16 protein-coding genes and 3 pseudogenes are annotated in these 22,490 nt (G+C 33.3%); 11 read left to right on the top strand and 8 right to left on the bottom strand.

The window, feature by feature from the left end:
- Position 1 precedes the first annotated feature (1 nt).
- Together ribB and OUY_RS05510 are read left to right on the top strand one after the other, a co-directional pair.
- The gene (gene ribB, locus OUY_RS05505; RefSeq protein WP_139686907.1) at positions 2-646 is read left to right on the top strand and encodes a 3,4-dihydroxy-2-butanone-4-phosphate synthase; all 645 of its coding nucleotides are present in this window, start codon (positions 2-4) and stop codon (positions 644-646) included.
- A 71-nt stretch (positions 647-717) separates the two neighbouring features.
- Positions 718-2,007 (top strand): M48 family metalloprotease, encoded by a 1,290-nt coding sequence (locus tag OUY_RS05510; RefSeq protein WP_139686908.1) that lies wholly within the window; start codon positions 718-720, stop codon positions 2,005-2,007.
- Between the two features lies 1 nt (position 2,008).
- Here the strand turns inward: OUY_RS05510 and OUY_RS05515 are convergent, their stop codons facing one another.
- Both OUY_RS05515 and fabG read right to left on the bottom strand, forming a co-directional pair.
- Positions 2,009-2,344, bottom strand: coding sequence for a TrbC/VirB2 family protein (locus OUY_RS05515; protein ID WP_007302562.1), 336 nt, complete (start codon positions 2,342-2,344; stop codon positions 2,009-2,011).
- 95 nt (positions 2,345-2,439) lie between these two features.
- Positions 2,440-3,174 carry a 3-oxoacyl-[acyl-carrier-protein] reductase gene (fabG, locus tag OUY_RS05520; RefSeq protein ID WP_010404744.1) on the bottom strand — a complete coding sequence of 245 codons (735 nt, stop codon included), beginning with the start codon at positions 3,172-3,174 and terminating at the stop codon, positions 2,440-2,442.
- 548 nt (positions 3,175-3,722) lie between these two features.
- Between fabG and ppdK the strand changes: the two genes are divergently transcribed.
- The 3 genes from ppdK (at position 3,723) to OUY_RS05535 (ending at position 9,225) form a co-directional block, all read left to right on the top strand.
- A complete protein-coding gene (gene ppdK, locus OUY_RS05525; RefSeq protein WP_139686909.1) occupies positions 3,723-6,377 on the top strand; it encodes a pyruvate, phosphate dikinase in 2,655 nt (884 codons plus the stop codon).
- A 185-nt stretch (positions 6,378-6,562) separates the two neighbouring features.
- Positions 6,563-7,933 carry a hypothetical protein gene (locus OUY_RS05530; RefSeq protein WP_139686910.1) on the top strand — a complete coding sequence of 457 codons (1,371 nt, stop codon included), beginning with the start codon at positions 6,563-6,565 and terminating at the stop codon, positions 7,931-7,933.
- 257 nt (positions 7,934-8,190) lie between these two features.
- On the top strand, positions 8,191-9,225 hold the full coding sequence (locus OUY_RS05535; protein ID WP_246038758.1) for an efflux RND transporter periplasmic adaptor subunit: 1,035 nt from the start codon (positions 8,191-8,193) through the stop codon (positions 9,223-9,225).
- Positions 9,226-9,442: 217 nt separating this feature from the next.
- Here OUY_RS05535 and OUY_RS05540 read toward each other — a convergent pair.
- Positions 9,443-10,568 (bottom strand): annotated as a pseudogene (locus tag OUY_RS05540) (IS256 family transposase).
- Positions 10,569-10,647: 79 nt separating this feature from the next.
- Positions 10,648-11,025: a TraR/DksA family transcriptional regulator gene (locus tag OUY_RS05545; protein WP_007302671.1), complete on the bottom strand. Its 378-nt coding sequence runs from the start codon at positions 11,023-11,025 to the stop codon at positions 10,648-10,650.
- A gap of 108 nt (positions 11,026-11,133) precedes the next feature.
- On the opposite strand from OUY_RS05545, the gene OUY_RS05550 reads away from it, so the two are divergent.
- On the top strand, positions 11,134-11,781 hold the full coding sequence (locus OUY_RS05550; RefSeq protein WP_007302672.1) for a heme exporter protein CcmB: 648 nt from the start codon (positions 11,134-11,136) through the stop codon (positions 11,779-11,781).
- 176 nt (positions 11,782-11,957) lie between these two features.
- Here the strand turns inward: OUY_RS05550 and OUY_RS05555 are convergent, their stop codons facing one another.
- The gene (locus OUY_RS05555; RefSeq protein WP_139686912.1) at positions 11,958-12,668 is read right to left on the bottom strand and encodes a class II aldolase/adducin family protein; all 711 of its coding nucleotides are present in this window, start codon (positions 12,666-12,668) and stop codon (positions 11,958-11,960) included.
- Between the two features lie 234 nt (positions 12,669-12,902).
- On the opposite strand from OUY_RS05555, the pseudogene OUY_RS05560 reads away from it, so the two are divergent.
- Positions 12,903-13,486: pseudogene (locus OUY_RS05560) on the top strand (adenylate kinase family protein).
- On the opposite strand, the gene tsaB reads toward OUY_RS05560, so the two are convergent.
- The 3 genes from tsaB to ubiG form a co-directional block, all read right to left on the bottom strand.
- Entirely contained in the window at positions 13,456-14,061 is a 606-nt protein-coding gene (gene tsaB, locus OUY_RS05565; RefSeq protein ID WP_007302675.1) for a tRNA (adenosine(37)-N6)-threonylcarbamoyltransferase complex dimerization subunit type 1 TsaB, read from the bottom strand. The pseudogene OUY_RS05560 and the gene tsaB overlap by 31 nt on opposite strands.
- On the bottom strand, positions 14,061-15,191 hold the full coding sequence (locus OUY_RS05570; RefSeq protein ID WP_139686913.1) for a cation:dicarboxylate symporter family transporter: 1,131 nt from the start codon (positions 15,189-15,191) through the stop codon (positions 14,061-14,063). Before OUY_RS05570 ends, tsaB begins: the two co-directional genes overlap by 1 nt.
- Before the next feature lie 107 nt (positions 15,192-15,298).
- Entirely contained in the window at positions 15,299-16,465 is a 1,167-nt protein-coding gene (gene ubiG, locus OUY_RS05575; RefSeq protein ID WP_010401578.1) for a bifunctional 2-polyprenyl-6-hydroxyphenol methylase/3-demethylubiquinol 3-O-methyltransferase UbiG, read from the bottom strand.
- A gap of 145 nt (positions 16,466-16,610) precedes the next feature.
- On the opposite strand from ubiG, the gene dnaG reads away from it, so the two are divergent.
- The 4 genes and pseudogenes from dnaG to OUY_RS05600 all read left to right on the top strand — a co-directional run.
- Positions 16,611-18,344 carry a DNA primase gene (dnaG, locus tag OUY_RS05580; protein WP_010401576.1) on the top strand — a complete coding sequence of 578 codons (1,734 nt, stop codon included), beginning with the start codon at positions 16,611-16,613 and terminating at the stop codon, positions 18,342-18,344.
- Between the two features lie 98 nt (positions 18,345-18,442).
- Positions 18,443-19,741, top strand: coding sequence for a Na+/H+ antiporter NhaC family protein (locus tag OUY_RS05585; RefSeq protein ID WP_139686914.1), 1,299 nt, complete (start codon positions 18,443-18,445; stop codon positions 19,739-19,741).
- 135 nt (positions 19,742-19,876) lie between these two features.
- Positions 19,877-22,084, top strand: coding sequence for a TomO hydrophobic C-terminal domain-containing protein (locus OUY_RS06605; RefSeq protein WP_246038760.1), 2,208 nt, complete (start codon positions 19,877-19,879; stop codon positions 22,082-22,084).
- Between the two features lie 84 nt (positions 22,085-22,168).
- Positions 22,169-22,490, top strand: a pseudogene (locus OUY_RS05600) (helix-turn-helix domain-containing protein); the annotation flags it as partial.

Here is a 22,490-nt window from a genome sequence, read left to right on the forward strand (position 1 = left end):
CATGGTACAAGTAACTTATCCTTCAATTAGTCTACCCGGTATTTCTTCTGTGGAAGATGTATTGAGGGATGCTAGTTCTGGTAAATTATTCATTTTAGTTGACGATGAAAACAGAGAGAATGAAGGTGATCTGATTGTATTAGCTGAGAAATTAGAGCCAGAACATGTGGCTTTTATGGTTAGATACGGTACAGGGATTGTTTGTTTAGCAATGACTAAAGTTCACATGAAAAGGTTAGGCCTTAGTTTCATGGAAAAAAAAAATGTTGGTGAAAATCATACTGCTTTTACTACATCAATTGATGCACGTTATGGTATTACTACGGGTGTTTCAGCTGAGGATAGAACAAAAACTATACATGTTGCTATTGATAAAAATAGAACTCAGGGTGACATTATAACTCCCGGTCATATTTTTCCTGTCATTGCACATGAGGGTGGAGTAGAGCAACGTGCTGGTCATACTGAAGCAAGTGTTGAGATAGCTAAGTTAGTGGGATGTAATCATTCTGCAGTTATTTGTGAATTAGTGAATGATGATGGCTCTATGATGCGCTTACCCCAGTTGCTTGAATTTGCTGAACAACATAATATTAAGTTAACTACCATTGATAAACTTATCAGTTACGTTCAAAATTTAAACTAGCGTTTATAGATTCGTATAGTTTAAGTGTTAAAATATAAAATTCCTCAAAGTTATACAAACAAGGAATTTCCATGTCTAAGCTTTTTGTTTTACTATTTTTTTTCGTATACTGTAATAGCGCTTACTCTGTTAGTATTATTAGAGATAGTGAAGTGGAAGCGGTAGTTAAGGATCTAGCGCAACCTTTATTTTCTGCTGCGGGTATTGATAATGATAAAATAAAAGTTTTTATAGTTGATGATAGATCGATTAATGCTTTTGTAATTAACAATAATAGCATTTTCATTCATTTAGGGCTTTTACAATATTCGACTGAATCTTATGTCTTACTTAGTATATTAGCACATGAAATTGCTCATATATCTGCTGGTCATGTATTACAAATGAGTAGTGCTGTAGGTTATTTTCAATCAATAGCAATGGTTAGTTATATGGTAGGATTAGTTTCTAGTATTGTCATTAACCCTCAGGTTGCGAGTGCAATCTTGCTTAGTGGTGTAACGCTTAGTTCAAGGTTGTTTTTTAACTATTCTCAAGAGCAAGAGAGTGTAGCAGATAGCTATGCTTTAAGATACCTAGATGAATCTGGCTATGATAATTTGGGTATGAAAGAGATTTTTGACTATTTTAAGAGTATTGAGCATGAAAACACTGAAGAGTATTTCCGCACTCACCCACTTAGTGATAAGCGTATATTTGCTGTACAGAATTATAAGGTTAAAAACAATATAAAACCAATCCTTGCAGATAAATTGCTGAAGTTTGAGCGTATGGTTGCAAAGCTAGACTCTTTCTTTGCTCCTATTCATGTGTTATCTAATAAATATGAAGGTAGTTCTAAGTATGTAAATGCTGTAATTCACTATAGGCAAGGAAAGATCGAAGAGGCTATTACTAAAGTTAATTCATTGATTCAAGAGTCACGCAATGATCCTTATTTATATGAATTAAAAGCGGAGATGTTATACAAAGCTGGAAATTTAAGTGAAGCAATAAAAATGTATGAAGAATCACTTAGATATTTATCTGAGAAGAATAACTATTTAGTGAAACTTGCGTTATCTCATACTTTATTATTACACGGTGAAATAGAGAAGGCAATTTTTTACCTAGAGCAGGTTGCAAACGTAGAAACAAATAACGCCTTTGTCTGGAAGTATTTAAGTATTGCATATAAACGTAGCGCTGATATGGCAATGTATTATTTTGCTTTGACGAAAAAGGCTTGTATTGAAGGTAATTTAGAGAAATTTATGAAATACGCTGAGTTAGCTATTAAAACTTTACCGAAAGACAGTCATTATTTGTTACAGATTGAAGACATGAAGGAACAATACACACAAAAACATCCTGATTTTTAAGTTATTTTTCCCCACACTTGCTCAACATACTATCTTGTTTAATGCTATCGGGTATAATTTTCATTATAATCGCTTTGGCACCAAAAAATACACCACAAAACATACCTAGGGCAAAGAGAGCTGGCCATGGCATTCTACCAAATATTGCAAGCAAAGCTGCACCTATTATGACTACAGTCATAAGTGGCCCACCTATTCCCCAAATATAACCAATAATATTGCATATTACTTGGGCAGTTGTATCATCTATATCAGTAGCAGCATTTGCGTAATCTGAAAAAGAGAGAAACAGGACTATACATAAAGCATTAAAAAATTTTTTTATTATATAGCTCATTCTTTTGCCTCCAAGTAATAAACTAGTGTGAATCTAAATTTATATATATATTTATTTTAGGGTAAAACTCATAGTTTGTCCATAAATAAGTGTTGCTACATAAATAGCCCACCATTGATGTTAAGCACATGCCCCGTTATATATCTTGCTTCGTCGCTTGCTAAAAACAATACTCCTGCTGCTATTTCTTTCCCTGTTCCCATTCTTTTCATTGGAATGTTATCTAATATTTTTTCTTTTTGTTTTTCATTTAAAACTTCAGTCATTTTAGTATCTATAAATCCAGGAGCAATGCAATTTACTGTTACACCGCGACTTGCAACTTCTTTTGCTATAGATTTGCTCATAGCTATCATTCCAGCTTTAGAAGCTGCATAATTTGCCTGCCCAGCATTGCCTGTTAAACTTACTATTGAGGAAATATTTATAATTCTCCCCCAATTATTTTTAATCAGTTTCCTGCATGCTTCTCTATTTAACTTAAACGTGGAGTTCAAATTAATGTCAATCACCTTTTGCCATGCTTCATCTGTCATTCTCAGCAATAAACTGTCTTGTGTAATGCCTGCATTGCATATGAGCCCATCAAAGCCTTTCATCGACTCACCTGCTTCATTTATTAGTTGATTTACCTCCTCAGCATTTGATAAGTCACAAGGGAGTACATGAATGTTTTTTTCATATTTTTTAGCAACTTCTTCTAGTACTTCTTTTTTTGTGCCAGAGATACATAAAGTTGCTCCGGCTTTATGCATAACCTCTACAATTGCCTGCCCTATTCCGCCTGATGCACCAGTAATCAGAAATTTCCTGTCTTCTAATCCGAACATGATAATTTTTATATTATCCCAGCTCTTAACAGAATATTAAAAGACTTGCAATAGATTTTTTTCATAACTTTCATTTAATAGAAGATTCTTGACAAATCTTGTGTTTATTGGCGAAATTATGGCGGCTGCATACCTTTTTTTATTTTTTTCTATTCAGCCTAAACACGCTTCGTTTAAGCGTTAGCACATTATCAATTACAGTAATAAAATCAGCACCATGTGGATTTTTTTGCCTTTTTTTGATTGGTAAATTTCTTAACACTTATAGCTAAAGTAATTTAAGAGAGCCAGCGCGTGACTAGTTCTTATTACTTGATCAGTCTTCTGGATCCCAGTGTCTGGGCACTGGGATGACAGGAGTGTGAGATAAGGCTACATTCATACTCCAACAGGAATGACATCATAGAGGTCATTGAGATGACAGGAAAGAATACTTGAATGACAATAGGGACACTAGAATGAAAGGAAAAGAGGCTATTTAATTGTGCTGAATTTTACAAAAATTTATTACTCCTGCCTGACAAATTTATTAGAATAGTATGTATAGTATGTTTATTAGTGAAAATCCGAAAAAAATGCAAGAAAAGTTAATATATTACTTTAGCCAAAGCAACTGTGAAGGTAATGCAGCAATGAGAAATCTACTAGGAGGGAAGGGAGCAAATCTGGCAGAGATGTGTAACATTGGCATTCCTGTTCCACCTGGTTTTACAATTTCCACTGCTGTTTGTCAGGTCTATTGTCAAGATAATGAATTGTCTTGTGATCTACGTAACGAGATAAAAAACTACATGGCGATGCTCGAAAGTGACATCGGTTGTAAATTCGGGGATTCAAATAATCCTTTATTAGTTTCCATACGCTCTGGTAGTGTGAATTCAATGCCGGGCATGCTTGATACTATTTTAAATGTTGGTCTAAATGATGAAACCGTTGTTGGGCTTGCAAAAAAAAGTGGCGAACGTTTTGCTTACGATAGCTACTGCCGTTTCATCATGATGTACTCCAATGTTGTACTACAGCTTGATCATCACCTATTTCAAGATGTTATTGATAATGAGCAGCAAAAGAGAGGAGCAAAAAGCTTAGCTGATCTTGATGTTAATGTTTTAAAGAAAATTGTTAATGATTTTAAAGAGATAGTATGTGAGAAAATAGGAAAAAATTTCCCGCAGAACGTTGAAGAGCAATTGTTAAACTCAGTTAATGCAGTATTTGCCTCTTGGAAAAATGATAGGGCTGTTTCCTATAGAAGAATACATAATATTCCTGAAAACCTTGGAACAGCGGTCAACGTGCAAGCAATGGTTTTTGGTAATTTAAATGATAATTCTGCAACCGGCGTGATATTTACACGTAATCCTTCAACTGGAGAAAAAAAGCTTTTTGGTGAGTTTTTAGTTAATGCTCAGGGTGAGGATGTGGTTTCTGGTGTTTATACTCCTATGCCAATTGACGGGGAGCAAGAAAGTACCATGGAGAAGTTGCTACCAAGTGTCTACCGAGAATTATGCGCGGTATGTGAAAAACTTGAAAGTCATAATAAGGACATGCAGGATATCGAATTTACTGTACAGGACGGTAAGTTATGGATTTTGCAGACTAGGTCTGGCAAGCGCACAGCCGAAGCTGCTATTCGCATAATAGTTGATATGGTAAACGAAGGAGTGATTACAAAAGAGGAAGGAATATTGAGAATTGATCCAAAAACTTTTGACAATTTATTGCATCCAGTTCTTGATGTTAAAATCGATCAAGAAGTAATAGGCAAAGGACTGCCAGCTTCTCCAGGTGTTGCTTCTGGATATGTAGTATTCAGTGCAAGTGATGTTGAAAAAGCTGCAGAGCAGGGTAAAAAAGTAATTTTGGTAAGATCAGAGACGAGCCCTGAAGATATTAATGGAATGAATGCTGCAAGTGGAATAGTAACAGCGCGAGGAGGTATGACCTCGCATGCCGCTGTTGTAACTCGTGGAATGGGTAAACCATGCATTTGTAGTCTAAATGGACTTTATATTGATAAAGATGAAAAATTTCTTTCTATGGGGGATATAAAAGTAAATAAAGGTGAATCAATCACCATCAATGGAGGAACAGGAGAGGTTATGCTTGGTATTCTTCCTACAATTTTGCCTGAATTATCTCAAGAATTCAAAACGATAATTAACTGGGTAGATGAAATCAAAACAGTGAAGGTGAGAGCGAATGCTGATACTCCAAAAGATGCAAAAATTGCAAAAGAATTCGGTTCAGAAGGTATAGGATTATGTCGCACAGAACATATGTTTTTTGCTAGTGATAGAATCGAATTCATTCAAAAGTTGATAATAGCTGATGATGAAAATGAAAGGACAAATGCATTAAATAAACTCGAAGAAATGCAAAAGTCTGATTTCAAAGAAATATTTTCTATTATGGAGGGCAGGGAGGTTACTATACGTTTACTTGATCCACCTCTACATGAGTTTTTGCCCCACAATCAATCTATTATAGAGAAAATTGCCAAATCACTGAATAAGTCAGTTGAATCAGTAAAAAATAAAATAGCACAGTTATCAGAAAAAAATCCAATGCTTGGCCATCGAGGTTGTAGACTTGCTATTTCTCATCCTGAAATATATGGCATGCAAATTAGGGCAATACTCAGTGCTGCAAGTGAATTAAGGAAAGAAAAGAAGATAGAAGTGAAACCTGAAATCATGATTCCTTTTATCATGAGTGAGAAAGAGTTTATTCTGATATGCAAGTTAATAAAGAAAGAAGCCAAAAATTTCGATGTGAACTATTCAATTGGAACGATGATAGAACTGCCAAGAGCAGCACTTATTGCTGACAAACTCGCAAAACACGCAGAATTTTTTAGTTTTGGCACTAATGATTTAACACAAACAACTATGGGACTTTCACGAGATGATTCAGTTAATTTCCTCGATTCTTATAAGGAAAGCAACATATTCAAAAACGATCCCTTTGAGGTGCTAGATGTCGAAGGGGTAGGGGAATTAATCAGAATAGCTATCGAAAGGGGCAAAAAAACCAGAAAAGAAATTAAACTTGGTATATGTGGAGAGCATGGAGCGAATCCACAGTCCATAGAGTTTTTCATCAAATCAGGGGTTGATTATGTGTCATGCTCGCCTTATAGAGTACTGGTTGCAAAATTAGTGGCAGCACAGCTTAGCATAAGTTTGTTGGGTAAATAGCGATAACTAACTGTGCGAACATAGATTCCGCTAACAAGTAGCGGAATGATGATTTTTCAAATTGTCGATAAATCTAAGTCAGTTTAGCTATTTTGCTGCTGCTTTTTCTTTTCTTAGTATCTTAAGAAAGATTGACTTTTTGTCTAAAATAATATAGGATAAAATAATAGATGAGTGAGGTAAAAATGTCAATATCAAAAGAACGTAAGGAATATTTACTAGAAAAGTTTAAATATGCTGCCAAAGAATTTGGCAAGTCTGGTACAAAGTCCAATCATCTAGCAGTACCAAAGGAACAGCAACTCTCTATTGATTTAGGTAATAGAAAAGTTTTTGGTATCATAAATAAGATTCTGTATTGGATAGAGAATAATTTTACTTATTTTTTTCCACGATATAATTTGTTTCCAGAAGTTGGAGTTGAAGGAAGAAAAATTCCTGGAACTAATACAAGGGTTAAGTATTTTAACTCTGATGAACAATTTGATCAAAGAAAATTTATTGGCGAGCAAGATGGGGAACTTAAGTTATACAACTTAGAGGGCAAATTATATGATACAACTGATAAAATTAGTAAGGGTAAAAAAGGTTGTGTAGCTTATGTTATCACGCTTGATGGAAAATTAGTAACTCATGAACATATTAATGTTAACAAAAGCGAATGGGCTTATCGTCATTCAACTCTTGCAGGCGGTAAGCCGATTTTATGTTCTGGTTTAATGAAAGTGGTAAATGGTAAAATAACTTATATAGACAATAATAGCGGGCATTATAAACCAGAATCAGCAAACTTATACAATGCAGTGAAAAAGTTAGAAGGTCTATTTTCGAAAGATGCGAAAGTTGTTTGCTTACCATATTGGATTAGCTTGAAAAAACAAATTCCGCTTACACGCAAAATTAATCTAGCCAAACGAGAGCCAGTAGAGGAATTCTTGAAAAGGATGGAGAAAAAAGGGAAAGATGGATTGACTCAATATGAAAGATATTTTGAAAAGATAAAGAAATTTAATGAGCAATATGAACAAAAATTGCTTCTTGCAAACTATAAGTCACCTACAAATGAACTGTCCTATAAACCAACTATACATAAAAAACACAGATTGAAATACTCTGAATATATTAACTTATACCTTAATTTTTTGAAAGAGTTTGATAAAAGTCCTGAAGTGCAAAAAATAGCAATAGAACATTCAATAAGAAGGGTTATTGGAGCAAATTATGGCCATAAGCCTACAGTTGCGCTTGCTAAGGCACAGGTAATAGATAAAGATGGAAAGCTGCAAGAAACGGACGAAATAGTAGGTATAAATATTGCTTTTCACCATGAGAATGATCGTGATGGCTTTGCTAAACTTCTAGATTTTAAAAAGTATAGCTATATTTGCAAATCTCATTTGCAAGATAAAAAAAATAGAGCAGATATGGAAAAATTAATGCCCAATAAACATACAGTTTTTATGAGTACAGACCAGGCTAATAAATTTATAAAGGGCACTTTACAAATTAAAATTGATAGTGTTGAGCAATTGGGTGTTGGTTTAGTGATGGGCTAAAGCTCTGTTTAAATATATATTTAGTTTTGTTACAATATTCTTATTTTCATCATATAATATGATGGAAATTTTATGCACAACTTTTTTATTTGATTAAAAATTGCATTTTTGCAATAAAAACTTATTTATTGTAAGAAAACTTGCTCATATAAAACTATTTATAGAGTGACAATAGCTGTGTTATACTTACACTTCTGATTCGAAAACTTATGCAGTTATTTCTAACAAGATTGGTCAATAAATTTTACTGTTTAAGGATGAGAAACAAAGTAATCATCGTTTCTGGTATTGCTCTTATTCTACTGTTTTTTATCAACAGTACATTTTTAAAAAAAGATCAGGCGGTTCATAGTGATAATCCAATTAGTAGTTTTTCAGTAAAAACTCAGGATTATACTCCACAAAATCGCACTGTATATTTAAATTTTTCTGGTACGGTAAATCCCTTGCATAGGGTCAGCCTTGTCTCAAGAACAAGTGGTCAAGTTATTGCTATTTATTTGTCTGATGGTGAAAAAGTAAAAAGAGGCGATGTAATTTTAAAGATAGAAGATTATGACAGGGTTGCACAAGTTGAGAAAGCCAAAGTTTTATTAAATCAGCGTGAAATTGAGTATGATTCCTCTCGAAAATTGAATAAAAAAGGCTATGGAGCACAGATAAGAGTGGAATCAGCTTTTACTGCATTGCAGAGTGCAAAAGCTGACCTAAAAAGGCTAGAATTGGATTTAGAAAACACTGCGATTAAATCTCCTATTGATGGTTATATAGATAAGATCAACGTAAATGAAGGGGATTTTGTTAATCTTGGACATAAGATAACTGACATAGTTAATTTTGATCAGGTTCTTGTAGTGTTGTATGTTTCAGAAAATGAAGTAAATAAAATAAAACTGGGTAGTGCAGCGCAAATTAATTTGCTAGACGGAAGGGAATTAGTAGGTGAAGTGAGTTTTATTAGTAAAATTGCTGAGCCTAAAACTGGATCTTATAGAGTGGAGGTAAAGGTAACTGATAATGAGATTATATCTTTGCAAGGACTGACTGCTAGTGTAAGTCTCCCTTCAGGTGAAAGATTTGCATATAAAATTCCTTCTTCGGCCTTAAGCTTAAGTGACGATGGTGTTCTTGGAATAAAGATTGTTGATGACAATAATTATGTAGTATTTACACCAATAGAAATTGTTGATCATGAAAACGATGGTGTTTGGGTGGTGGTAAATAACGAAGATAAGCCTATAAAGTTAATAACATTGGGCCATCTATTTGTTAAGCCTGGTGATGAGGTTTAAGACATAACTTCAGTGTCAGTTACTTGAATGACACCGAAGGGGCTACTCGAATGACATTATGAAAGCTGGGATGACAAGAAAGGAAGCACTGGTTTCACATGCACCTAAACAGATACAGTTGAACAGGTTTCATTTACTGCTGTGGAGCTACGTTTGGAATTTTGCTATCATCTTATATGATTTGGGAGTGTTAAATAAACTGTGTCAAATCGCATTTTTAGTTCAACTCGATTTTTAACCTACCAGGAAAAAAGATATCAAGTTGAGAGATAGTTAAAGCCCAATCATGTATAGGCATAGTCCATTTCTCTCCTGCCTTCTTTATAGCACAATATACCTGTTTATACAAGGCATTTGTGCTAGTAAATGAGCCCTTGGTTTTAGTAAATTTTCTGATCTGTCTATGTAGTCCCTCAATAGGATTTGTGGTATAAATTAACTTTCTTACAGGGCCAGAATATTTTAAATAACTAGACAAATTTTCCCAATTATTCTCCCAAAACTAAAGTATATTTTTCTCCTCATTTTTCCTCTAGCTCAAGCAAATAATTTTCGGCTATTTCTCTACTTTTTGTATTTTATTTTTTTTTCAAATCATTCATGAAAACTTTTGCTCGATACATATTTCAGTGAATTTCTTATCTGATTACTATACATTTCTGCTTTAGGAAATACGCTATTTATAGCTGTAGGAAAGCTTTTTAACACAAGCTATCAGAATATCATCTACTCCTCTCTCCTTTAGGTCATTTAGTACTCCCAACCAGAACTTCACTTTCAGCCAAATAAAAACCCAAAACTTCTTTTCTGCCATTTTGCTAATATGTTATACATACATTTGCTTACACAATGCCCGTCCTCCTTGACCTTAAAAAACCATGAACACTATTGGATATACAGATTGCAGTGGACGACTGCGCCATTCGTTGATTACCGGTAACAATTTGTCAGTAATACTTGATATCTCTGCTGCAGATATTTTATATTTCTTCTACATGCGATGCTATATCCCATGCCACTGGCATATGTACTTAAAACCTTTGCTTCAAGTTCGGTTGTTTGCCTTTTTCTGACTACTTGTAGCTCGAAACTTCCTTCTCTATCTCTTGGTGTCAATAGTTCAAATACTTGTCCGTAAAGTCTTTGAATTTCTTCGGTTGTTTTCTTCGCTTTCAGCCGACAAATGGTTTTCTATCTCGCCTTCCCTCTAGCAGTTTTTTTATAAATGGTGTTAATGCTCCATCTCTTCCTGTCAATGGTCTTCCTTCTCGTATAGATGATAAGATATTTGTTTCTAATTCTTTATAGTCTACCAAACCGGTAGTTGTGTTTGCTTGACTCATTGTCAAACCTCCATTTTTTTATCAATTTATTACTTTACTTCTCGATTTGACACAGTTTATTTAACACTCCCGACAAGTTCTAATCATTAATGTTATACACGTTCTTTTCTTTTTCTATTCTCTCTTGTTCTTCAATACAATACATAGCAAGCGGATTAGCTTTAAGTCTTTCGACTCCTATTTCTTCTCCCGTTCCATCGCAGTAACCATAAATGCCTAATTTTATTTTTTCCAACGCCTCCTTAATTTTTTCTTTTCTATCTTTTCGGCGCTTAATTAATTCTCCATTTTCACTATCAGAATAAATACTACTATCTTCTAGATCTTGTTTCTCCAGTTCAGAGAGTATTGATTGTAACTTTAAGCTAAAGTATTCCAGTTGTTTTACGTTCATATATTCTTCATTTTCTGAAGGAACGTAATCTTCCGGTAACTTTATTTTTATTAATTTTTCCATAGCATTATCAATAAAATATATTAAAACTTATATAACTTGTAAACACAAAAAATTATACTACCCTCAAAGTAAACACTATAATTTATAATAAACATTTAAAATCCTGGTATGATTAGTTTGGTAAAAAAATTAGTAATAAATGATAATAATCTTACTTATATAGTATGTATTTTTATTATAATGTTAAGTTTATCTTCATATACACTTGAAAACAACAGTAAACAAGAAGTCATATTAACATTAACATGGATATGTGCTACATTTGTTTTGCAGATCTCTACAAATAATTTATTTACATCTGATTATCATGATGGAATATTAGAGCAAATCTTTTTACAGCCACTCTCTTCTAGGCTGATAGTTGCTTATAAAATCTTCGCTCACTGGTTGTTATTTGGGTTACCGATTTCAGTGATTTCTTTCATGTTCAGCTTTGCAATTCTAGGCAATAATATTGAACATTCAATAGCAGTTGGAGTGTCTTTATTATTTAATACGCTGATAATCATTAATATTTCAGCTACTGGAAATGCATTGATGATTGGTCGAAATAACTTAGCATCAGGAGTGTCGCAAATTCTTGTTTTGCCAATGATAATGCCAACTTTTGTATATTTCAAATTGCTAACTCAATTTGAAAATTTATCCTTGAATATTTATACACTACTAATCACCATCTTAGTTTTTGTCATTTTAATTGTTAACAGCACTATAACTACTCACATAGCATTAAAATTTGCTGTGGAGCAGGATTGAAAAAACTTACTAGTTATTTACTTGTATCTGCTTAGTTAAGGGTGTTAACTTAAGTAGAGATGGAGACATTAGACTTCTTACATGAATTGAAGAGTTACAGCGTGTGAAACCATTATTGGATTTCAGACTGGCTGGTTATGCAAGAAATCTAATATCTATCGAAGAGTCAGAAACTTTTATAACTTACCTTTAATCAACCTAACCCATGCGTGCCAATCTCTCTCACCAAGATTGCTTTCGAAAGACAGAAGATCCTTTACGGCTTTTGAGCAAATTTCTTCACTTGGAATTGACAACTCCCTATTCATTGCTAGCGTCAGGCATTGAGTTTTACAAGCTTGTTCTAAGTGATACGTATAAAACATTGCTTCTTGTATAGTCTGACCACATGTTATAGATCCATGATTGCGCATTAACATCACAAAATTTTCTTTCAAATCAGCTATTAATCTTTTTCCTTCTGTATCATCAAGTGCCAGGGAATTATAATCATGGTAAGATACCTTATTATAAAAGTGCAGCGCCCACTGACTTATTGGGAGTAATCCATCCTTGAGAGAAGAAACTGCTACAATAGAAGGTGTATGTAGATGAAAAATTGCTTGAATATCTTTCCTTGCTTGATAAATGAAGCCATGGATTACATAGCCAGTTTTATTATATTGATATTCTTTGCCTTCAATTATATTCCCATCAAACGATACTTTCATCAATGAACTTTCATCTACTTCATAAAAACGTATACCAAACGGATAAACATAAAATGACTTTTTATCTTCAGAACGTACAGAGAGATGAGTATACGTATGATCATCTAATTTAAGATAAGATAAAATTTGATAGGCGTTAACTAGGTCTCTTTTCAACTCACTATTTGTTAATAACATAGCTCTTGACTAAAATTTTCTAAAGATTTATACGTAAAAAAAAGTTTATTACAAACTAAAAGGTGAACCTACGTTAAAATACTAAGCACTTTTACTTGCCTTAGGTGATTAGAGTTTACATTTCTAGATTACATAGTATTTTAACTATAAAAACGACTTTTTATGTAATATTTCATATGTTTTAAAGCCTTGTTTTATGTTATTATAATTGTAGGTTTTAATATTAAAAATAATATGATAAACGTTGACATAAAAAAACAGCTAACAAAATTTTCATATATATCACTGGTCTTCTAGGAAGTGGTAAACTTTCTACAGCAATAGTATTATCTAGTATGATAAATGCAGTAATTGTAAGTGGACTTGAATATAATCAAACTTCCAAAGAAGCTCGAGATAGAATATATAACACTACACATGTTATGTTTCAGGCAATAGAAGCCTATCCTATTGACTCAAAAAATTATATATTTGTTGATGAATTAATTAAAAATAATGATTACAACATAAGAATATATAACTCAGTAGTAGAACTTAGTAAAAAAATGAGCACAAAAATCCTCCCTATAGTACTTAGGTGCAATCCATTGATATTACAAGAGCGTACTATATCAAAAAAGCAAAGAAAAAATAGGAAGGTTACTAATATAAATAGTATTAAATTTAGGGAGGAAGATTTATTTGTACCACAAAATGCTATAGAGGTAGAAAATTCAAATATGAGTATAAAAGAAGTAGCAGAAGAAATAGTAAGTCAGATGTACAAACTTGGCCAAATTAATAGTGTTTACGCAATAGGCAACGATTTCATATACTGAGGCTCATTTAAATATAGAGCCTCAACTCCATTTAATTTTTGTTTATTTTTTAGTCTATAACGGACTAATAGCCCTGCATGGCTAGCATCCAACTTTGGTAAACTGCAATCCATATATGTAATGCAGTGCGTTTCAGGCTGGAGTTCACTTACTACAGCAGGATTTGATAGCGGTAACAAATTGAAATCAAATAACTGCGTATAAAACTTTTGATCATCTTCGATTATAGCTTTAATATTTTTTTTGCTATTTGTACAAAGTAGCGATATTGCATATGCTTGAGCTTCCAGGGCACTAACCCCATATAACGGCTTATTTGTAGCAAGATTTATACCTTGTGCAGTTGATATACCAACTCTGATTCCAGTAAAACTTCCTGGTCCAACTATCACTGCTAAATGGTCTATTTTATCGTAGCTGTAATTATGCTTATCAAACAAAGTATTCAGTATTTGAAAAAATGATTCTGCATGACTATTGTTTGCAGAATTGCGTTCTACAAAACAATTACCATCGTAATCAATTACTGCTATTGAACTACCAGCACCTACAGTATTAATTGCTAGAATGGACATCACTTAAGCTTATCATAGAGCTTTGTAAACATCATAGTGAACGCACCGTTACCCATAACATTTGCTGAAGTTATTATTGGGTCAAACACTATATACAATGCTGTAATTAATGAAAGCATCTCTGGGGAGAATTTAAGATACTTCTCAAGAACAGGCAACATTACCATAATCCCTCCCGCTGGAACTGCAACAATAGCAAATTTAAATAACAGAAAGTAGAGAAGGAAAGTCACATAGTCTGTTGCAGACAATGCACCACCAAAAGTCATTATCATTGATAGTATTATAATAAAAAAGCAATCACCTACTAAATGAAAGCTAGCAGTTATTGGCACAACAGACGATGCTATATCATGCTGCTTTACATTTTTTTTGCTTCCTTCAAGAGTAAGCGGCATAGCTATATTACTAGACATTGTGCTCATTGCAGTAATAAATGCTGGTATCATATTACCTATACTAGCTATCCAGCTTGTGATCTTGAACGAATTTGCTGCTCCATATAAGAGAAAAACATAAAGGTAGGTTGCAGATGATATAATAATAAAAATTATTGAGTAATCCTTAAATATTATGGGTAAAACCTGATCATGTTCCATTTTTAAAGCAAGACCAAGTACAAACATTGGAATAATTGGCGTCAAAAATGTCTTCAAAATAAAGAGAGTTAAATCTAACATTTTGTTCGAGAGCTCTTTGCTTTTTTTTGGTAATATTGTGGACACTAATATGCTTAACACAAATCCGCAAGCAAGGGCATAAAAATTAGAAAGCAATGCAGGTATCCTAAATGACCATAAAGGAACAATTGTTTCTTCATATGTTATATCTTGTATTGAATAAGTGTTTTGTGTGATGAAATGCCCAACAGAATAAGCTATTAAACTTGAAGCTAGATTCGACAAGAAAATCGTTATAATAAGTAACAATATAAACTTTATAGCCGACTGCTTAAGATTGTTAACACTACTAAAGATTAATGCAAAAACAATAAAAGGCATTATAAATAGTAAGATCTCTTTTATACTAAGGCTTATTGAATACAAGAAGGTTTTCACTTCCATTGGAACTAGATGACCAAAAAATACAACCAAAGTGATAACAGCAAGTAAGGTTAGTAATTGTAACATATTCTAATATAGCGATATCCTATGGAAATACATATGATAAATTAGCTGCTAAGTAAAGTAAAACTGCCTAAAATATTTGCATTACCTTCTAGTACTTGAATGAGATTTCAAATTACAACGTTTCCACAAAGTATATAATTAACATCCACACCTTTGGTCAAGTTCCATTCACGCTTTATTACATTATATTCCATACCAGTCATATCTTGTAGTGTTACATTGTTTTCCCTTAGATGATTTGCAATTTCTGATGGCTTGAGAAATTTATTCCAATTATGTGTGCCTTTTGGCAGCCAGTTTAATATGTACTCTGCGCCGACTATTGCAAGACAGAAGGATTTAATAGTTCTATTTATCGTCGATATAAAAATTAGCCCTTCTGGCTTCAACAGCTCTATTGCTTTTTTCATGAAAAACTCTAAATTATCGACATGTTCAACCACTTCCATCAACAAAACCACGTCATACTTCTTGTCATTGCTTAGCTCTTCAATGCTAGTGTGTGTGTATTCTATATTTAACCCTACTTTCTTCGCATGCGACTGTGCCACTTTTATGTTTTCCTCACATACATCTATTCCTGCAACGCTAATACCAATACGCGCCATTGACTCTGACAAAATGCCACCACCACAACCAACATCGAGCAATGATAGTTCTTTTAAATCGCATTTTTTTAATTCTTTTATTTTCTCAACGATGTATGATACTCTCACAGGATTCATCATGTGCAATGGCTTGAATTTGCCATTCTCATTCCACCATTCACCTGCTATTTTAGCGAATTTTGATATTTCATCTTCGTTATAAGTTTTTGTGGTTTTTTTCTTGCTAATATTGCTAAGTTTATCAAGGCGTTCTTTATGTCTACTTTCTTTTGAAAATTCTGTTTCGAGGAATTGTTTGACTATGTCTTTTGCTAATCCACTCGCAGTAAACCCTGCACCAAGACAAAGTATATTCGCGTTGCCATGCTCGCGAGCTAATTTTGCGATCTCAACACTATTACATAAAGCAGCGTAGATTCCTTCAAAACGATTTGCCACAGTACTCATGCCCAAACCTGTACCGCAAATTAATATTCCATAATTTGCTTTTTTGTTTGTTATATCTTCTACAACTTCAGCAGCATAGTCAGGGTAGTCTACACTCTTTTGTTCAGCAGTGCATCCACGGTCTATCACTGTATAATCTAAAGTTTCCAAGTAAGCCTTTATTTCTGATTTTAGTTCATAACCTGCGTGGTCTGAAGCAACTGATATCACATCTGACATATAAGAAATTGCAACTTAAGGGTATTTATATGGGTAATTTATTTTGAGCTTTTTGTCAAGCTCTCCTGATCTTTCTGAATAAATTTCGAGTCAGATATGCATAAATTCTATATAATTTTTATCCTACCACTACTCATTCGGTAAAATGGATCATATAGATATTATAAAGTCAAAATTATTGTTGTCCGACATAGTAGGAAAAAAAGTTAGGTTAATAAAAAGAGGAGATAGTTTTGTTGGACTCTGCCCATTTCATAACGAAAAAACTCCATCTTTTTCGGTCAGCAATGTTAAGGGCTTATATTACTGTTTCGGTTGCTCAGCTCATGGTGATGCGTTTGAATTTATTTCACAAACTGAGGGCTTAAGTTTTAAGGAAGCGTTGGAAAAATTGGCATCTGTTGCAGGTGTTGAGTTACCCAAAAACCTCAGCTTTGCTAAAGAAAATGACAAACTGTTTTCAGCACTGAATTTAGCTGCAAGTTGGTTCGCGCAGAAAAATCGAGGTGTTATGGCTTATTTAAGGCAGCGCAAGATCTCACTCAAAATCATAGATAAATTTAAGATAGGTTATGCACCAAGTTCTGGCTTGAAGGAATATTTGAACTCCTCTGGTATTAAAGACGAGATTTTGATCGATGTTGGGTTAATAAATAAGAATTCTCGTGATTATTTCTATGATCGGCTGATATTTCCTATACACAACATCACGGGTAAAGTTATTGGTTTTGGCGGACGTGCGCTGAACTCTGAGCAACAGCCGAAGTATCTAAACAGCCCAGAGAGTCAGCTCTTTAAGAAAAGAGAAAATTTATATGGATTAAACTTTGCTTTGAGTGAAATACGCAAAAAACAGCATCTATTTGTTGTTGAAGGATATATGGATGTAATAGCACTACATCAAGCGGGAATTAGCAATACAGTTGCTCCGCTTGGTACCGCAATTTCTGCAGAGCAGATAAAAAATCTTTGGAAACTTGCTAAAGAAATTTCTATCTGTATGGATGGCGATAGTCCTGGATGTCATGCTGCTATTCGAATTGCAGAACTTGTTCTGCCGATACTGGAGCCTGGATACACATTGAAGTTCGTGACTTTGCCAAGCAACAAGGACCCATACGATATATGCAATGAACTAGAATATAAGACGGAAGATGTACTATCCGCTTTTAACCGCTCAACAGAACTGCACTCTGAATATTTATGGCATCACATAATTGGTAGCAATTTGCAAAATTATGAAAAATTTGCTCCGGAAAAATATTCAATTCTTGAGCACAAGTTCATGAAATATGTCAATGCTATCGGTAACAGCAGTATTAGAAGGTATTATAGAGATTATTTTTACAATAAGGTCAGTGAATTAAGAAGAAACTTTAAAAAGCTGATTTTTAATAGCAAAGCAACAAAAGGTGAGTATCTTTACAATAAATCTCCAGAGCTAATTGAAGCAGAGCAAAATCAGGCCATAATTTTGCGTATAGCCGTAGAATTTCCTGAAATCTTGAACCGTCCTATATTTTTTGAGCAATTTTCTCATTTCGAATTTACTAATGAGATGAAAAAATTACAACAGTGCGTAATTAATATGGTAACTAATGAGAGCAACTTTAATAAAGAAATTCTGCTACAGGAGTCTAGTGTTATAAAGTTTATATTTGAAAAAACTAGCGTACTAAATAGTCAATTAAGTGAGAAGAGATCGGCAGAAACTGTTTGGAATAACATAGTATTACGGAAAGAATTAAATGTATTACAAGAAGAAAAAATTAAAGCAAGGCTGGGCGGTAATTTTGACTTAGAGGAAAGGCTAATAGAACAAATAAAGCAAATAGAGGATAGTATACAAGAAATGCAAATGGAATTTATTCAAAAGTAGATGGCTTAAGATGTTCAAAATTGGTAGAAAAACAATATATTGATGATTGCTTAAAATAGCTTGTTCTAGTATACTTCCGATTTGTTCAACTACGATAAGTGTTTGCATTTCTTCCTCTCATTATCTTTCTAGCTTTATACCTTGGAAGTGGTATTTATTTTTCTTTTATCGGACTTGGCAATCCTCTTCATCAAATTTCACCGTTAGTTTGCTTATTACCAGCATTATTTTTTGCTGTTCTATTCAATAAAAACAAAATTCAGCATAGTATTGATACACTTATAAAAGGTATGGGTAATAAAACTACTCTTACCGTGTGTTTGATTTTTCTATTTGCTGGAGCATTTTCTACTATTACTGAATCGCTTGGTAGTATAAATGTTATTACTAACTTAACTATTCGCTTTCTTCCAGTACGATTATTACTTCCTGGAATGTTTTTACTTTCTACTTTTATTTCAAGTGCAATCGGCACATCAATCGGAGTTATTGCACTTATAACACCAATAGCTGTTAATTTAGCACAAAATGGAGCTTTTGATTGTGCAGTGGGTGTTGGAGCTGTGATAGGTGGAGCTATGTTTGGCAGCAACCTTTCAATGATATCTGACACTACTATTGCTGCTACTTCTTCACAAGGAGCTTCAGTAAAGGATAAAATAAAACTCACTTTCAAGACAGGATCTGTTACAGGTCTTATAATACTTATTTATCTAGTAATAATTTCAAATAGTACAGAAGTTGTTTCTATCTCAAGTCTGAATTATTTATCCATAGTCAAAATTATCCCTTATATATCTTTAATAATTATGGGTTTATTTGAAATAAACACTCTGGTAACATTAGCTATTAATATGGTTATTGCTGGGATATTAGGAATAGCTTTTTTTGATTATTCTCTTATTGAATATTCTCGTGACATATATAGGGGTTTTTATAAGATGAATGAAGTAATGATATTTATTCTCTTCAGTAGTGGATTAAGCCACTTAATGTACGAATACAGTCAGAAAAAGATAGATATATTCACCGATAAGGTGAATATGACAAAAACTCAAGCTGAATTTATGATTGCGGGAATATCATCTCTGTTTACTATTTTAGTTTCCAGCAATGTTGTTGGTATTTTATTAACTAGTAATATTGCTAAAAGGCTTGCGCAAAGATATAACATTGCACCACACCGTAGTGCGTACTTATTAGAGATATTTACTTCTATCACAAAAAGTATCTTACCTTATGGTTCTCACGTATTACTAGCAAGCAGCATTGCCTCTCTGTCACCTATCATCGTACTAACAAAAGTATATTATTGTTTTGTTTTTGCAGAAGTTGCTATAGGTGAAATAGTTATTAACGGCAGACGTCGTGCGGTTGTAGCTCCTCAATTACCATAAATAACTCTTTAAATTTTCACTCAATTTGTTGATAAATATTATAATATTTGCTAAAATACTTATATAGTACCAATTCTTTTAAAGACATAGTATTACTAATGTTATAAAAAATGTATCAAAATAGTGGAGAAACAAATGCCTGATTATTATGAAATATTAGGAGTAAAAAGAGATGCTACTCACGGTGAGATAAAAAAAGCATATTACAAATTGGCACGTGAGTTTCATACAGATAAATTGCATAAGGAAGTAAAAGCTTTAGATAAGCTAGAACGAGAAAAGAAGAACAGAACGCTACTACAATCGGAAGAAAATGAACGAGCTCAACTTAAAGAGAAATTGACAAAATTCAAGGAAATATCAGCAGCATACACAGTGTTATCTGACCAAACAAAAAAAAGCCAGTACGATAGAGGAGAGGATCCTAATCAACAAACTTTTGAGACGGAACCTACATGGGAAGAGGAGAGTGACTTTTATAAAAAGATAAGTAAAATACTCAAAGACATGTCTGACTTGCACGAATCTACATCTGAAATCAATGTAATATTAAGGCAATCTAGAATTCTTGACGAAATAACTGATACGTATCATCAGAAAGTAAAAGAGATTAAAAAGCAAAAAAACGGAATAGATAAAACTGAAGAGATTAATGAATTAGAAAAAAGACTATCCTATTTCTCGACTTGTATTAAGTTGGTCAAAGAGATCAAGTCAGGCAACTTTAAATATTGTAGCTCTATAATGAAAGAAGCTATAATTGCTACTGATGACATTACATCTCTAGCACAAATTGCTGTTGCGTATGATCATGTAGAAATTTTTAAGCTCTTAGATGGAGAAGGAACCAAAGTATCACTAAATTCTTATCTGGGTATTACTGCTAAATGTTGCTCTGAAAAGATTTTAGATTTCCTTTTTAGTAAATACATTAATGAAATGGATGTCAGGTATAAAGATGAAGAAGGAAAAACAGCTTTACATCATGCATTAAAATGGCTTGATAGGAATGAATCGAAATACCAAATTCTTGTCGAGTCACTTCTTAGCAACGGTGCAAGGCTCGATGTTAAAAGTGACAAAGGTGAAACTCCATTTGATCTCTTACTTAACTATGCTAAGAAATCTTTCTGTCCTCAAGCACAAATAAAAAGATTGAATAATGTTTCAGCGTTGCTTAGTTGTTGTAAAATTGATGAGCTGAAGAAACTACAAGGTACTTCTACATTGAATAAACTGGTCAAACTTGCTGCTAGTAATCATCACAAAGAAATTTTTAATCTCTTGACCAAAAATAACATACATATTGCATATTTAGGTGATGAAGACGGTAACACAGCCTTACATTGTATATTAAAAAGTATTCATTATAAAGATTATGAATGGACAAATTTTGCCAAATTCCTTCTTAGTAAAGGTGCAAGGCTTGGTGTTAAAAATCGTGAAGGTGAAACTCCATTTGATCTCTTGGTTGACTATGTCAGAATGCATTTTTATGATAGGCATAGTTCTGAGAGAAATGCTGATGGAACTTATGACTTTATTTGTCGTGACTCACGTAGTCCACTGCAACGGCTAGATTTAGTTGTGAGGTTACTTAGCGAACATAAAGATAAACTGGAAGATCTAAATGGTACTAGTAAGTTAGGTACATTAGTAAATATTGTTGTTGATTGTAATCATAAAGGAGCTCTAGATCTTCTGCTAGAAAGTAACATAAAAATTTCAAGTATTACTTTAGAAAATATCGTTACAAGCAATTGCAATAAAAAGATTTTTGATTGCTTTTTACATAAAAATAAAATTGACTATCAAGATGAAAGTGGGGATACAGCTCTACATCATGCTTTAAGAAAGTTGCACTCCGATAAGTCAATGCTTTGCAAAGTTGAATCACTTGTGAGTGCAGGTGCGAGATTTTATGTTAAAAATGACCAAGGTGAAACTCCGTTTGATCTCTTGGTTGAATATGTTGAGAAGGGGTTTTATGGTCAAGCGTCAAGGTTAAGTTATGCTTGGAAGTTGCTTAACAAATGTGAAAATAAAGATGTACTAAGAGAGCTAAAATATAAAGATGGTACTACTGCATTAGATAAACTAAATGAGCTTCGTATTAAGTGTCGTAATACTTCTATCATAGTTGCTTCTACGTTAGCAGTAGTAGGAGTTGCTTTAGAAGTAGCTATTGCAGTTTACTCAGGAATGTTAGCGTTAGGGATAGGAATTGGAGTTTGTTGTCTTGTTGTTGCTGCAATCATATACCATTGTAATAGTCCTGCAAATTTATTGAAAGATAGCAATGCTGAAGTTGCAATTAATCAAATGGCATTAGTAAAATTATAACTTAAGATGTAATAGTTTAGACTTGATCTGACAAGCAAACAAAGTAAGATAAAAATATAGACAAGTTTTAAAGGAGTGTCAGATATGAATACAACACAAGAAAAAATACTAAAACCAAAGTTGGGATTGCTAGAACTTGCAAAGCAATTAGGAAATGTATCACAGGCGTGTAAAGTAATGGGATATTCAAGGGATACATTTACCGCTTCAAAGAACTGTATGAAACAGGAGGAGAAGAGGCTTTACACGAGATAAGCAAAAGCAAGCCATTGTATGCAAATAGAGTGTCGGAGGATATAGAAAAAGCAGTAGTTGAAATAGCAATAGAGTTTCCAGCATACGGACAAGAAAGAGCAGCAAACGAACTGAAAAAGAGAGGAATTCTCATCTCTGCAAGTGGAATAAG

It is taken from the genome of Wolbachia endosymbiont of Leptopilina clavipes (assembly GCF_006334525.1).
Lineage (GTDB): Bacteria > Pseudomonadota > Alphaproteobacteria > Rickettsiales > Anaplasmataceae > Wolbachia.

Excerpts from the sequence above, each read along its gene's own strand:
- ribB (WP_139686907.1), top strand. The coding sequence starts at position 2 with ATGGTACAAGTAACTTATCCTTCAATTAGTCTACCCGGTATTTCTTCT.
- OUY_RS05510 (WP_139686908.1), top strand. The coding sequence starts at position 718 with ATGTCTAAGCTTTTTGTTTTACTATTTTTTTTCGTATACTGTAATAGC.
- OUY_RS05515 (WP_007302562.1), bottom strand. The coding sequence starts at position 2,344 with ATGAGCTATATAATAAAAAAATTTTTTAATGCTTTATGTATAGTCCTG.
- fabG (WP_010404744.1), bottom strand. The coding sequence starts at position 3,174 with ATGTTCGGATTAGAAGACAGGAAATTTCTGATTACTGGTGCATCAGGC.
- ppdK (WP_139686909.1), top strand. The coding sequence starts at position 3,723 with ATGTTTATTAGTGAAAATCCGAAAAAAATGCAAGAAAAGTTAATATAT.
- OUY_RS05530 (WP_139686910.1), top strand. The coding sequence starts at position 6,563 with ATGTCAATATCAAAAGAACGTAAGGAATATTTACTAGAAAAGTTTAAA.
- OUY_RS05535 (WP_246038758.1), top strand. The coding sequence starts at position 8,191 with ATGAGAAACAAAGTAATCATCGTTTCTGGTATTGCTCTTATTCTACTG.
- OUY_RS05545 (WP_007302671.1), bottom strand. The coding sequence starts at position 11,025 with ATGGAAAAATTAATAAAAATAAAGTTACCGGAAGATTACGTTCCTTCA.
- OUY_RS05550 (WP_007302672.1), top strand. The coding sequence starts at position 11,134 with ATGATTAGTTTGGTAAAAAAATTAGTAATAAATGATAATAATCTTACT.
- OUY_RS05555 (WP_139686912.1), bottom strand. The coding sequence starts at position 12,668 with ATGTTATTAACAAATAGTGAGTTGAAAAGAGACCTAGTTAACGCCTAT.
- tsaB (WP_007302675.1), bottom strand. The coding sequence starts at position 14,061 with ATGTCCATTCTAGCAATTAATACTGTAGGTGCTGGTAGTTCAATAGCA.
- OUY_RS05570 (WP_139686913.1), bottom strand. The coding sequence starts at position 15,191 with ATGTTACAATTACTAACCTTACTTGCTGTTATCACTTTGGTTGTATTT.
- ubiG (WP_010401578.1), bottom strand. The coding sequence starts at position 16,465 with ATGTCAGATGTGATATCAGTTGCTTCAGACCACGCAGGTTATGAACTA.
- dnaG (WP_010401576.1), top strand. The coding sequence starts at position 16,611 with ATGGATCATATAGATATTATAAAGTCAAAATTATTGTTGTCCGACATA.
- OUY_RS06605 (WP_246038760.1), top strand. The coding sequence starts at position 19,877 with ATGCCTGATTATTATGAAATATTAGGAGTAAAAAGAGATGCTACTCAC.